Genomic DNA, 12,982 nt, shown 5'->3' with positions numbered 1-12,982 from the left:
ACTTCGTTAACCTCGCAAAAAAAAGGGCTGACCTGCGTCAGCCCCTGAGATTATAACGGGTCTACCTTAAGGCAGGAAACCGCATGGCGGAAACTGCCCTCCAGCACCGGGCGGGTTTTGGCGCACTCCGGTCCGGCGAGCGGACAGCGGGTGCGGAAGACACAGCCCGACGGCGGATTAATCGGCGAGGGTAATTCGCCCTCCAGCAGCTGGATGGTTTTCGTTTTTTCGAGGTCCGGATCGGGGATCGGCACCGCCGACATCAGCGCTTTGGTATAGGGGTGTAGCGGATTATGGTACACCTCATCGTAGGTTCCCAGCTCCACCGCATGGCCCAGATACATCACCAGTACGCGATCGGAGATGTGCTTAACCACCGCCAGATCGTGGGCGATAAATATCAGCGACAGTCCCATTTCACGCTGCAGCTGCTGCAGCAAGTTGACCACCTGAGCCTGGATGGACACATCAAGCGCGGACACCGGCTCATCGCAGATAATCAGCTTCGGCTCGAGGATCAGCGCCCGCGCAATGCCGATGCGCTGACACTGACCGCCAGAGAACTCGTGCGGATAGCGGTTGATCAGGTTAGGCAGCAGCCCGACTTTCATCATCATCGCCTTCACGCGATCGCGCACTTCCTGACGCGGCATCTTCGGATGATAGGTACGCAATGGCTCAGCGATGATTTCTCCGATGGTCATACGCGGGTTCAGCGAGGCCAGCGGATCCTGGAAGATCATCTGGATATCGCTGCGCACGTCGCGCCACTCTTCCTGCTTCATGCCCAGCAGATCTTTACCCAGCCAGGCCACTTTGCCATCGGTAGCCTTCACCAGACCAATAATGGCACGGGCGAAAGTCGATTTACCGCAGCCGGACTCCCCCACCACGCCGAGGGTCTCACCTTCATAGAGACGCAGCGTCACGCCATCTACGGCTTTCAGCGTTTTCGACGGCTGCCAGAACCACTGTTTGCCATCTTTAATATCGAAATGCACCTTCAGGTCGGCAATTTCGAGCAGGACTTTTCGTTGTTCAGTTACGGCGTTCATAGCAGCTCCCCCACCGGTTTAAAGCAGGCGCGCAGGCGGCCTGGCGCGAACGACTCCAGCGGCGGCGCGCTGCTGCACTGTTCCATTGCGTGCGGACAGCGCGGCTGGAATGGGCAGCCCTTCGGCAAACGCAGCAGGTTTGGCGGGTTGCCCGGAATGGTCAACAACGCATCGCCTTCGGCATCCAGACGAGGAACCGCATTCAACAGCCCAATAGAGTAAGGGTGAGACGGCTGATAGAAGACATCGCGCGCCTGACCGTACTCCATGGTGCGGCCCGCATACATCACCAGCACTTTATCGCAGATCCCCGCCACCACTCCGAGGTCATGGGTGATCATAATGATGGCCGTATTAAATTCGCGTTTCAGCTCATTCAGTAACGTCATGATCTGCGCCTGCACGGTGACGTCCAGGGCGGTGGTCGGCTCATCGGCAATCAGCAGCCGGGGCCGGCAGAGCAGCGCCATGGCAATCATCACGCGCTGGCGCATCCCGCCGGAAAACTCGTGTGGGAACATCTTCATGCGCTTGCGCGCTTCCGGCATTTTTACCGCGTCGAGCATCTTCACCGATTCTTCAAACGCTTCGGCTTTGCTCAGCCCTTTATGCAGCATCAGGACTTCCATTAACTGCTCGCCCACCCGCATATACGGGTTCAGAGAGGTCATCGGATCCTGGAAAATCATCGAGATTTGCTCGGCGCGCAGTTTGTTCAGCTCACGCTCGGGCAAATTGAGGATTTGCCGACCGTTAAAGGTGGCGGAACCCCCGATTCGGCCGTTGGCCGCCAGCAGTCCCATCAGGGCGAAGGCGGTCTGCGATTTACCGGAGCCGGACTCCCCGACAATACCGAGCGTCTCCCCCGCCTGCAGGGTGAAGTTCAGATCATTGACGGCGGTGACATCGCCATCCGGCGTTTTAAAGGTGACGCGAAGATCTTTCACGTCCAGCAGCAGGCCGCTGTGGCTCTGCGCTTGCGGCGCTTTTGCCGTTTCAATCATGGTCATGGCAGCGCTCCTTAGCGGTCTTTCGGGTCGAGGGCATCACGCAGACCATCGCCGATAAAGTTGAAACAGAACAGGGTCACCACCAGGAAACCCGCCGGGAACAGCAGCAGCCAGGGCGAGACTTCCATTGAGTTGGCGCCATCGCTGAGTAATGCCCCCCAGCTGCTGAGCGGCTCCTGCGTCCCCAACCCCAGGAAGCTGAGGAAGGATTCAAAGAGGATCATGCTGGGGACCAGCAGCGAGGCGTACACCACCACCACGCCCAGCACATTAGGAACGATATGGCGCAGCACGATGCTCGCTGTGGAGACCCCGCCGACCTGCGCCGCCTCAATAAACTCTTTGCGCTTCAGGCTCAAGGTCTGTCCGCGTACGATACGCGCCATATCCAGCCAGGAGACCATGCCGATAGCGACAAAAATCAACAGGATATTCTGGCCAAAAAAGGTCACCAGCAGGATAACGAAGAACATAAACGGGAAGGAGTTGAGGATCTCCAGCAGACGCATCATCACCGAATCCACTTTGCCGCCGAGATAACCGGAAAGCGAACCGTACAGCGTGCCGAGGATCACCGCCACCAGCGCCGCCGCCACCCCGACCATCAGCGAAATACGCCCGCCGATCGCCACGCGCACCAGCAGATCGCGACCGGAGGAATCGGTCCCGAAGTAGTGGCCAGAGGCCATGTCCGGGGCGTTGGACATCATGCCCCAGTCGGTGTCGAAATAGGAGAATGACGACACCATCGGCGCGAAGGTCACGAACAGCGCAATAAGCACCAGCATAATCAGGCTGGTGACCGCGGCGCGGTTGTGCATAAAGCGGCGACGCGCATCCTGCCAGAGGCTACGCCCCTCCACTTCCAGCTTCTCACTGAAGTTTTCCAGCGCCTCGCTATTTTTCTTACTTAACATCATGGCGAACTCCGGCTTCAGTAGCGAATCTTCGGATCGATAACGGCGTACAGCACGTCAACGATGGCGTTGAACAGGATAGTCAGGGCGCCAACCAGGATCGTCAGGCTGAGCACCAGCGAGTAGTCTCGGTTAAGCGCTCCGTTAACGAACAGCTGGCCAATCCCCGGCAGGCCGTAAATGGTTTCAATGACCATTGAGCCCGTAATGATGCCCACGAAAGCCGGTCCCATATAGGAGAGCACCGGCAGCAGCGCCGGCTTCAGCGCATGGCGCAAAATAATGCGGCGCATCGGCAGCCCCTTCGCCCGCGCGGTGCGGATAAAGTTAGAGTGCAGCACTTCAATCATTGAGCCGCGGGTAATACGCGCGATACTGGCGATATAGGCCAGGGAAAGCGCCACCATCGGCAGGATCATAAATTTCAGCGCCCCGCCGTTCCAGCCTCCGCCCGGCAACCAGTGCAGGGTAATGGCAAAGATCATCACCAGCAGAGGCGCCACCACAAAGCTCGGAATAACCACGCCGGTCATGGCTACCCCCATCACCGCATAGTCCCAGCGGGTATTCTGCTTCAAAGCGGCAATAACGCCCGCAGCGACACCGATCACTACCGCCAGCAAAAAGGCGGCGAAGCCCAGTTTCGCTGAAACCGGGAAGCTGGCCGCCACCAGATCGTTGACCGAATAATCTTTGTATTTAAAGGAGGGACCAAAATCGCCATGCGCCAGCTGCTTCAGGTAATTGAAGTACTGCGTCATGATGGGGTCGTTTAAATGGTATTTTGCTTCAATATTCGCCATGACTTCCGGCGGTAGCGTGCGTTCCCCGGTAAAAGGACTTCCCGGAGCCAAACGCATCATGAAGAATGAGATGGTAATAAGAATAAATAGCGTCGGAATCGCTTCCAGACAGCGACGTAAGATAAATTTTAACATTGCCCGTACCTTCTGGCGTGTGCCTTTGCACTGCTCTCAAATAAGACACGATGGAGCGAGCACAGGCCCGCTCCACGTATTGCCATTAATGTTTGATAACGTAAAGGTCTTTTGTATAGACGTTATCCATCGGGTCTTTACCGGTGTAGCCACCGACCCACGGTTTCACCAGGCGGGCGTTAACATAGTAATAGACCGGTACGATCGCGCTGTCTTTATCCAGCTGCTGCTCTGCTTTCGCATAGGCCGCCGTGCGCTGTGCTTCATCGGATGCTTTTACGGATTCAGCCATAATTTTGTCGAACGCCGGGCTCTTATAGTGCGCAGTGTTCATTGAGCTGTCAGAAAGCATGGTGTTCAGGAAAGAGGTTGGCTCGTTATAGTCAGCGCACCAGCCCGCACGCGCCACGTCATAGGTGCCCTGATGACGGGTATCGAGGAACGTCTTCCACTCCTGGTTGACCAGCTTCACGTCAATGCCCAGGTTTTTACGCCACAGCGAGGCGGCGGCAATCGCCAGCTTCTTGTGCAAATCAGAGGTGTTATACAGCAGGTTGAAGGTCAACGGTTTATCGGCGCTATAGCCGGCTTCGGCCAGCAGTTTTTTCGCTTCTTCATTCCGTTTTTCCTGCGACCAGGTAAACCATTCCGGCTCGGTCAGCTTCGCGCCATCGGTATACGGCGGGGTGTAGCCGTAGGCCGGCAGATCGCCCTGTCCTTTCACCTTATTGGCAATGATATCGCGATCCAGACCCAGCTTCAGCGCGGTACGCACGCGCACGTCGGTGAACGGCGCTTTCTGGTTGTTAATTTCGTAGTAATAAGTACACAGATACGGGTCAACGTGCAGCTCGTTCGGGATCTCTTTTTTCAGTTTCTGGAAGAGCTCGATCGGCAGCTGGTTATAGGTCATATCCAGTTCACCGCTGCGATAACGGTTAACATAGGTCACTTCAGAAGAGGTCGGCAGCCAGGTGACGGTGTTGATAACGGTTTTGGCATTATCCCAGTAATGCGGGTTGCGCTCCATCACGATACGTTCGTTGACCACCCAGTCTTTCAGGGTGTAGGCGCCGTTGGTGACGATATTGCCAGGCTGCGTCCACTTCTCGCCAAACTTTTCAATCGCTGGTTTATAGACAGGAGACATCGCCGGGTTAACCAGCAGTTTGTAAAAATAGGGTACCGGCTCGCTGAGGGTGACTTCCAGCGTATGGTCGTCAATGGCTTTTACGCCCAGCTCGCCTGGGGCTTTCTTGCCGTCAATGATTTCATCAACGTTGAGGATATGACCATACTGCGGGTAGCTGGCATAAGGAGACGCTGTTTTCGGGTCTACCAGACGCTGCCAGCTATAAACGAAATCCTGGGCGGTAACCGGCTCGCCGTTAGACCATTTCGCATCTTTACGCAGATGGAAGGTCCAGACTTTGAAATCTTTATTATCCCAGCTCTCTGCCACACCAGGGATCGGGTGGCCATCTTTCGGCGAGGTATTCAGCAAGCCTTCGAACAGGTCGCGGCTAATATTCGCCTCGGGCACCCCTTCAATTTTATTCGGGTCCAGCGATTGCGGCTCGGCGCCGCTATTTCGCACCAGCGTTTGCTTATCCGAAAGCTGCACACCGGCCGGGACATCCGCTGCCATAGCCATATTGCCAGCCATGAGCGCGGATAGCACTCCTGCGGCGATCAAACGTTTTTTAGTGATGATGGTCATTGTGTTGTAACTCCAGTCATTATAATTACTGGTTTTTTAACCAGCCTGTTTTTTTCCCCGTTTTCGGGATCTGTCCAACGCAGGAGTGTTTGCGATTGGCAGATTGCTATCACCGACTTATTTATTACGACCGCTCGAACGGCAGTCTTAACGTCGATTCGTTCCCCCTCGCTGGAGGGCAGTTCAGGCGCAATGAGACGATTAAAAATGATTCTCATTTACACGCATAATTCAGCAGACGATAACGGCGGAAAGTACCAAAAGGTAAACACCTCCGCCAATGCAATTTGCAAATATGTTACCGGATTCTCTTTTATTGCCGGCTTTGCCAACGTCACTAGCGGTTGTCACAATACGCCGATACAAAAATATTCTTATCAATCATACTGTTACGACATTTACATCAGTCATCATACTGAGCAGCGACCACAAGATGATTTTTTGTACAAAAATTTAACAATAGATTACTTTTTAGCACATTCATCTGCAGCCTTGTTAAAATTACTAATATCATTTCGATGATCCGACAGCAAGCGCCAGAGAATGATGTGAAGAAAATAACATCACAGGAGGGAGAGACATGAGGGGAATGTTAAGAGAAATATTTCATATCTTAATGAAAAACATGAAATTAATAGCGATATTGCAAAATAGTATTCCTACCGCCGGTTCCGCGCTGGTTAATAGGTTTTGCTAATAATCGCGCAGGCGTGAAGGGAGCCTCCCCGCCTGCGTGGCAACGAACTAACTCAGCAGCCCCGGGAAGAGCGCTTTAATCCCCGTCACAATAAACTCAATGCCGAGAGCCATCAGCAGCAGGCCCATAATACGGGTGATAACGTTAATCCCTGTCTGCCCCAGCAGACGCACCAGCCATGGCGCCATGCGGAAAATCCCCCAGCAGCAGAGGGCAAAGACCGCAATCGCCAGTGAAAAACCGACGAGATGCACCCAGGAGTGATACCGCGTACCCCATACGATAGTGGAACTGATTGCCCCCGGTCCGGCCATTAACGGTAGCGCGAGAGGAACGACGCCGATGCTCTCCCTCACCGCCGTCTCCGACTTCTCCTGCTTGTTCTGCTTATCTTCGCCGAGCTTACCGCTGATCATCGACATCGCGATGGTCACCACCAGGATGCCGCCGGCGATACGGAAGGAATCAATGGAGATACCAAAAATCTGCAGAATGCCATCGCCGAGAAACAGTGACGTCAGGAGGATGATCGCCACCGACAGGTTGGCGGTCAGGTTGGTCTTATTGCGCACTGCTGCCGGCTGGTAGCTGGTCATACTAATGAACACCGGAATAATGCCCACCGGGTTAACCAGGGCAAATAAGCCGATGAAAAACTTGAAATATGCAGAAAAATCGAACAGTGATTGAGTCACAATGGGCTCCGCAGCATCATCAAAATTGGCGGTTGACTGTTAACAGCATAAAATAACTGCGCGAAACATACGCTTTTTGCATGCAATATTCATTATAAATATGCATAACCCGGTGATATGTATCGAATGTTAGCTATTTGTAGTTTTAATGCTAATCGTTTTTTTAATTTCAAAACCCTCCCATTACACTTGATCGAACCGGTCAAAAAGCAGCCAGCTGAAAGGTATCAGCAGTGCCAATACTTGATCTAAATCACGTAATTTGTACTCAGAAGTGAGTAATCTTGATGACACCAACAGAGTGGAAGGCAGCAGTACCTGAAAGTTAAAAAGAGAAAGCTTTTTTAGTAAATCGGTAAAACAGCGTCCTGATTTTCCTACATAAACATTTACATGCAAGCTGTTTACAGCCTGTCTATAATGTCGAATCGAGCGACTGATTTACTAAAAAAGTTTAACATTATCAGGAGAGCATTATGGCTGTTACTAATATCGCTGAACTGAACGCGCTTGTTGAGCGTGTCAAGAAAGCCCAGCGTGAATATGCCAGTTTCACTCAAGAACAAGTCGACAAAATCTTCCGCGCCGCCGCGCTGGCCGCTGCAGATGCTCGAATCCCTCTCGCCAAAATGGCCGTTGCCGAATCCGGCATGGGCATCGTTGAAGACAAAGTGATCAAAAACCACTTCGCTTCCGAATACATTTACAACGCTTATAAAGACGAAAAAACCTGTGGCGTCCTGTCAGAAGACGACACCTTTGGTACCATCACTATCGCTGAACCTATCGGCATCATCTGCGGTATCGTACCGACCACTAACCCGACTTCAACAGCCATCTTCAAATCGCTCATCAGCCTGAAGACGCGTAACGCCATCATTTTCTCTCCGCACCCGCGTGCTAAAGAAGCCACCAACAAAGCGGCTGACATCGTCCTGCAGGCTGCCATCGCTGCCGGCGCGCCGAAAGACCTGATTGGCTGGATCGATCAGCCGTCTGTTGAACTGTCTAACGCCCTGATGCACCACCCGGACATCAACCTGATCCTTGCGACCGGTGGTCCAGGCATGGTGAAAGCAGCATACAGCTCCGGTAAACCTGCTATCGGCGTAGGTGCCGGTAACACCCCGGTGGTGATTGATGAAACGGCTGACATCAAACGCGCCGTTGCTTCCGTTCTGATGTCTAAAACCTTCGATAACGGCGTTATCTGTGCTTCTGAGCAGTCCGTTGTGGTGGTTGATTCCGTTTATGACGCGGTTCGCGAACGTTTCGCCAGCCACGGCGGCTACCTGCTGCAGGGTAAAGAGCTGAAAGCCGTTCAGGACATTATCCTGAAAAATGGCGCGCTGAACGCCGCTATCGTTGGTCAGCCTGCGGCGAAAATCGCTGAACTGGCAGGCTTCACCGTACCGGCCACGACTAAAATTCTGATTGGCGAAGTCACCGACGTTGACGAAAGCGAGCCGTTTGCTCACGAAAAACTGTCTCCGACGCTGGCGATGTACCGTGCGAAAGATTTCGAAGACGCCGTGACCAAAGCTGAAAAACTGGTCGCCATGGGCGGTATCGGTCATACCTCTTGCCTGTACACCGACCAGGATAACCAGCCGGCTCGCGTGGCTTACTTCGGCCAGATGATGAAAACTGCGCGTATCCTGATCAACACCCCGGCTTCTCAGGGTGGTATCGGTGACCTGTACAACTTCAAACTCGCTCCTTCCCTGACTCTGGGTTGTGGTTCCTGGGGTGGTAACTCCATCTCTGAAAACGTTGGTCCGAAACACCTGATCAACAAGAAAACCGTTGCTAAGCGAGCTGAAAACATGTTGTGGCACAAACTTCCGAAATCTATCTACTTCCGTCGTGGCTCCCTGCCTATCGCACTGGATGAAGTGATTACTGATGGTCACAAACGCGCGCTGATCGTGACTGACCGCTTCCTGTTCAACAACGGCTATGCCGATCAGATCACCTCCGTACTGAAAGCAGCGGGTGTTGAAACTGAAGTTTTCTTCGAAGTTGAAGCTGACCCGACGCTGACCATCGTACGTAAAGGCGCCGACCTGGCGAACTCCTTTAAACCAGACGTGATCATCGCGCTGGGCGGCGGTTCCCCGATGGATGCGGCAAAAATCATGTGGGTCATGTACGAACATCCGGAAACCCACTTCGAAGAACTGGCGCTGCGCTTTATGGACATCCGTAAACGTATCTACAAGTTCCCGAAAATGGGTGTTAAAGCCAAGATGGTGGCGATCACTACCACCTCCGGTACCGGTTCTGAAGTTACGCCGTTCGCCGTTGTGACCGATGATGCGACAGGTCAGAAATATCCGCTGGCAGACTACGCGCTGACCCCGGATATGGCCATCGTCGATGCCAACCTGGTGATGGATATGCCGAAATCGCTGTGTGCGTTCGGTGGTCTGGATGCCGTGACCCACGCCCTGGAAGCTTACGTTTCCGTGCTGGCTTCTGAGTTCTCTGACGGCCAGGCTCTGCAGGCGCTGAAACTGCTGAAAGAGTACCTGCCGGCTTCCTACCACGAAGGTTCCAAGAACCCGGTTGCCCGCGAGCGCGTACACAGTGCCGCCACCATCGCCGGTATCGCGTTTGCTAACGCCTTCCTCGGCGTGTGTCACTCCATGGCGCACAAGCTGGGTTCCCAGTTCCATATTCCGCACGGTCTGGCCAACGCCCTGCTGATCTGCAACGTTATCCGCTACAACGCGAATGACAACCCGACCAAGCAGACTGCGTTCAGCCAGTACGACCGTCCGCAGGCTCGTCGTCGCTACGCTGAAATCGCCGATCACCTGGGTCTCTCCGCACCGGGCGACCGTACCGCAGCGAAAATCGAGAAGCTGCTGGCATGGCTGGAAAGCGTGAAAGCTGAGCTGGGTATTCCGAAATCTATCCGCGAAGCTGGCGTTCAGGAAGCTGACTTCCTGGCCCACGTTGATAAGCTGTCTGAAGATGCATTCGATGACCAGTGCACCGGCGCTAACCCGCGCTACCCGCTGATCTCCGAGCTGAAACAGATCCTGCTGGATACCTACTACGGTCGCGAGTTCATCGAAGGCGAAGCAGCCGCGAAAGCCGAAGCAGCTCCGGTGAAAGCTGAGAAAAAAGCGAAAAAATCCGCTTAATCGACAAGCATAAACGTTCTGCAAGCCCCGTCATCTGACGGGGCTTTTTTTTGCCCACCGACAGCCAAGCTTTAACGCCTGCTGGCCCAACGGAGTGCAGGCAATAAAAAGGCGCCCACAGGCGCCTGGACGAGCTTCTGCGCGTATTAGCTGGGGCGGTGCTGGTTTTGTACCTGAGTTAACGAGCCGACGCTCAGCGCCTCTTTATAATGCTTACGACAAACTGACACGTACCGCTCATTGCCGCCGATGACGACCTGCTCGCCCTCGTTGTAAGGACGCCCCTCCTGATCGAGGCGCAGCACCATACTGGCCTTCCGGCCGCAGAAACAGATGGTTTTCAGCTCCACCAGCTTATCTGACCAGGCCAGTAAATACTGGCTGCCGGTAAAGAGCTCACCGCGAAAGTCTGTCCGCAAGCCATAGCAAAGCACAGGAATATCCAGCGTATCGACAACTTCAGACAGCTCATGAACCTGCTCGCGCGTCAGAAACTGGCTTTCATCCACCAGCACGCAGTGAATCGGCTTTAGCTTGTGCTCTGCGGCAATATCGTTAAATAGCGACGTCTGTGGATTATACAATCGGGCCGGCGAGGAGAGACCGATACGCGAGCTGACTTTTCCGGCGCCAAAGCGGTCATCAATCTCAGCGGTATAAACGACGGTACGCATCCCCCGCTCCTGGTAATTGTACGAAGATTGCAACAGAGCGGTCGACTTACCTGCATTCATTGCAGAGTAGTAGAAATAAAGTTGTGCCATCGGCTGCGTGACCCCAATCAAAGTGTTTTATCGCGGCGGCGATTGTACCATATTTTATGCGTACAGCCGCCCATTCGACAGGGGTATTGTATCGCAGCTGAAGAGCCTGCAAAGCCAAAGGATTAAGAGGATGAATTGAATTTTCAGGGCCATTATTTGTACGCCCCGTGACGCTACTGGCGGGGTAACCATTGTCTTTTCGTGCTTATAGGGCGGTTACCTATGGGGCTATAAGCGGCGCCGCGCGTTGTTTTATATTAAGCCTCATAACCAAAAATGCGCTAATACTGACGAGGGTTATTTACCCATGTAAAGGATAATTTTTCTCACCGAACCTCAGAAAAAGCATACCGTCTCAGTGTTTTAGCTTACCTTCTGCTCATCGCTATAAGGATGAAAGATGTGAAGCGGCACGGGAATTTTAACTTAAATTAATTAATTCTCGCGACAAATAACCAGTAATTTTGAATTCCTTACATTCCCCCCTATTGCACAACGCATTTTATCGCTCTATTATTAGTTCAACAAACCACCCCACAATATAAGTTTGAGATTACTACAATGAGCGAAGCACTTAAAATTTTGAACAACATCCGTACTCTTCGTGCGCAGGCAAGAGAATGCACCCTGGAAACGCTCGAAGAAATGCTGGAAAAATTAGAAGTCGTTGTTAACGAGCGCCGTGAAGAAGAAAACGCCGCCGCGGCAGAAATTGAAGAACGTACGCGTAAGCTGCAGCAATATCGTGAAATGCTGATCGCTGACGGTATTGATCCGAATGAACTGCTGAGCACCATGGCAGCCGTTAAAGCCGGTACCAAAACTAAGCGTGCTGCACGTCCGGCTAAATACAGCTATGTCGACGAAAACGGCGAAACCAAAACCTGGACCGGCCAGGGCCGTACCCCGGCGGTGATCAAAAAAGCAATGGATGAGCAAGGTAAATCACTGGACGATTTCCTGATCTAATCTCCGTTGTTACGATATAAAAAATCCCGCTGCGGCGGGATTTTTTTCGCCCCCAGGGGCTGATATAAAAAAACCGGGAGCGCATCTGCGACTCCCGGTTTTGTGCTTTCAGCAGCGCTGCGGATTACTTCGCAACCGCGGTTTCCAGCCAGGCTTTAAAATCGTCACCCAGCGTTTTGTGGCGAATACCATATTCGACGAACGCCTGCATGTAGCCAAGCTTATTACCGCAGTCATGGCTCTTGCCTTTCATATGATAAGCTTCGACCGTCTCTTTTTCGATCAGCATATCAATCGCGTCAGTCAGCTGAATTTCATCACCGGCACCCGGAGGAGTCTTCGCCAGCAGCGGCCAGATATCGGCGCTGAGGACATAGCGCCCCACCACCGCCAGGTTGGACGGCGCAACGTCAGCTTTTGGCTTCTCGACCACGCCTACCATCGGCACGCTTTCTCCCGGCTTGAGAGATTCACCTTTGCAGTCAACGACACCGTAAGCGGTCACGTCGTCGACAGGCTCAACCATAATCTGGCTGGCGCCGGTCTCATCGAAACGAGAGATCATCTCTGCGAGGTTATCGCGGCTCAGATCGGATTCATATTCATCCAGAATAACGTCTGGCAGAATAACTGCGACCGGCTCATCACCCACCACCGGATGGGCGCAAAGCACCGCGTGTCCCAGACCTTTTGCCAGGCCCTGACGAACTTGCATAATGGTTACGTGCGGCGGACAAATAGACTGCACTTCTTCCAGCAGCTGGCGTTTCACACGTTTTTCCAGCATCGCTTCCAGCTCAAAACTGGTATCGAAATGGTTTTCGATAGAGTTTTTGGATGAGTGCGTTACCAGAACAATTTCAGTAATTCCTGCAGCGATACATTCATTAACAACGTACTGAATTAACGGCTTATCTACCAGCGGCAGCATTTCTTTTGGAATCGCTTTGGTGGCCGGCAGCATCCTGGTGCCTAATCCCGCAACCGGGATAACCGCTTTTCTGACTTTAGAATTAAGGGCAGCCATTGAAATCTCCTGGACTGTTTGTTTTTTAAACTTCTCGT

12 protein-coding genes are annotated in these 12,982 nt (G+C 53.1%); 3 read left to right on the top strand and 9 right to left on the bottom strand.

What is annotated here, in order from left to right:
* Positions 1-50 precede the first annotated feature (50 nt).
* The 7 genes from oppF to LGM20_RS10045 all read right to left on the bottom strand — a co-directional run bounded on the left by oppF (position 51) and on the right by LGM20_RS10045 (position 7,431).
* A complete protein-coding gene (gene oppF / locus LGM20_RS10075) occupies positions 51-1,055 on the bottom strand; it encodes a murein tripeptide/oligopeptide ABC transporter ATP-binding protein OppF (RefSeq protein WP_002910083.1) in 1,005 nt (334 codons plus the stop codon).
* Positions 1,052-2,065 (bottom strand): ABC transporter ATP-binding protein, encoded by a 1,014-nt coding sequence (gene oppD, locus LGM20_RS10070; protein WP_023290123.1) that lies wholly within the window; start codon positions 2,063-2,065, stop codon positions 1,052-1,054. The genes oppF and oppD overlap by 4 nt, the downstream gene beginning before the upstream one ends.
* An 11-nt stretch (positions 2,066-2,076) precedes the next feature.
* A complete protein-coding gene (gene oppC / locus LGM20_RS10065; protein WP_004145396.1) occupies positions 2,077-2,985 on the bottom strand; it encodes an oligopeptide ABC transporter permease OppC in 909 nt (302 codons plus the stop codon).
* Between the two features lie 14 nt (positions 2,986-2,999).
* Entirely contained in the window at positions 3,000-3,920 is a 921-nt protein-coding gene (gene oppB, locus LGM20_RS10060) for an oligopeptide ABC transporter permease OppB (protein ID WP_002910089.1), read from the bottom strand.
* 85 nt (positions 3,921-4,005) lie between these two features.
* Complete coding sequence (oppA, locus tag LGM20_RS10055; RefSeq protein WP_023290124.1) at positions 4,006-5,640, bottom strand: oligopeptide ABC transporter substrate-binding protein OppA; 1,635 nt, start codon at positions 5,638-5,640, stop codon at positions 4,006-4,008.
* Between the two features lie 744 nt (positions 5,641-6,384).
* Complete coding sequence (locus LGM20_RS10050; RefSeq protein ID WP_002910095.1) at positions 6,385-7,032, bottom strand: YchE family NAAT transporter; 648 nt, start codon at positions 7,030-7,032, stop codon at positions 6,385-6,387.
* A gap of 183 nt (positions 7,033-7,215) precedes the next feature.
* The gene (locus LGM20_RS10045) at positions 7,216-7,431 is read right to left on the bottom strand and encodes a hypothetical protein (protein WP_032428896.1); all 216 of its coding nucleotides are present in this window, start codon (positions 7,429-7,431) and stop codon (positions 7,216-7,218) included.
* Positions 7,432-7,508: 77 nt separating this feature from the next.
* Here LGM20_RS10045 and adhE point away from each other — a divergent pair, with 77 nt between their 5' ends.
* Complete coding sequence (adhE, locus tag LGM20_RS10040) at positions 7,509-10,184, top strand: bifunctional acetaldehyde-CoA/alcohol dehydrogenase (protein ID WP_044523852.1); 2,676 nt, start codon at positions 7,509-7,511, stop codon at positions 10,182-10,184.
* A gap of 146 nt (positions 10,185-10,330) precedes the next feature.
* Here the strand turns inward: adhE and tdk are convergent, their stop codons facing one another.
* Positions 10,331-10,948: a thymidine kinase gene (gene tdk, locus LGM20_RS10035; protein WP_032429180.1), complete on the bottom strand. Its 618-nt coding sequence runs from the start codon at positions 10,946-10,948 to the stop codon at positions 10,331-10,333.
* Between the two features lie 7 nt (positions 10,949-10,955).
* Here tdk and LGM20_RS10030 point away from each other — a divergent pair, with 7 nt between their 5' ends.
* Positions 10,956-11,087, top strand: a complete 132-nt coding sequence (locus LGM20_RS10030) for a hypothetical protein (protein WP_044523854.1) — start codon at positions 10,956-10,958, stop codon at positions 11,085-11,087.
* Between the two features lie 422 nt (positions 11,088-11,509).
* Positions 11,510-11,917 carry a histone-like nucleoid-structuring protein H-NS gene (gene hns / locus LGM20_RS10025; protein WP_002910103.1) on the top strand — a complete coding sequence of 136 codons (408 nt, stop codon included), beginning with the start codon at positions 11,510-11,512 and terminating at the stop codon, positions 11,915-11,917.
* 124 nt (positions 11,918-12,041) lie between these two features.
* Here hns and galU read toward each other — a convergent pair whose 3' ends face one another.
* Positions 12,042-12,944, bottom strand: coding sequence for a UTP--glucose-1-phosphate uridylyltransferase GalU (galU, locus tag LGM20_RS10020; RefSeq protein WP_023290127.1), 903 nt, complete (start codon positions 12,942-12,944; stop codon positions 12,042-12,044).
* Between the last annotated feature and the right edge of the window lie 38 nt (positions 12,945-12,982).

The organism is Klebsiella quasipneumoniae subsp. quasipneumoniae, from assembly GCF_020525925.1.
GTDB classification, from domain to species: domain Bacteria; phylum Pseudomonadota; class Gammaproteobacteria; order Enterobacterales; family Enterobacteriaceae; genus Klebsiella; species Klebsiella quasipneumoniae.
This window is presented reverse-complemented; position numbering and strand designations above follow the sequence as displayed.

Coding starts and splice junctions, on each gene's coding strand:
- oppF (WP_002910083.1), bottom strand. CDS start 1,055: ATGAACGCCGTAACTGAACAACGAAAAGTCCTGCTCGAAATTGCCGAC.
- oppD (WP_023290123.1), bottom strand. CDS start 2,065: ATGACCATGATTGAAACGGCAAAAGCGCCGCAAGCGCAGAGCCACAGC.
- oppC (WP_004145396.1), bottom strand. CDS start 2,985: ATGATGTTAAGTAAGAAAAATAGCGAGGCGCTGGAAAACTTCAGTGAG.
- oppB (WP_002910089.1), bottom strand. CDS start 3,920: ATGTTAAAATTTATCTTACGTCGCTGTCTGGAAGCGATTCCGACGCTA.
- oppA (WP_023290124.1), bottom strand. CDS start 5,640: ATGACCATCATCACTAAAAAACGTTTGATCGCCGCAGGAGTGCTATCC.
- adhE (WP_044523852.1), top strand. CDS start 7,509: ATGGCTGTTACTAATATCGCTGAACTGAACGCGCTTGTTGAGCGTGTC.
- tdk (WP_032429180.1), bottom strand. CDS start 10,948: ATGGCACAACTTTATTTCTACTACTCTGCAATGAATGCAGGTAAGTCG.
- hns (WP_002910103.1), top strand. CDS start 11,510: ATGAGCGAAGCACTTAAAATTTTGAACAACATCCGTACTCTTCGTGCG.
- galU (WP_023290127.1), bottom strand. CDS start 12,944: ATGGCTGCCCTTAATTCTAAAGTCAGAAAAGCGGTTATCCCGGTTGCG.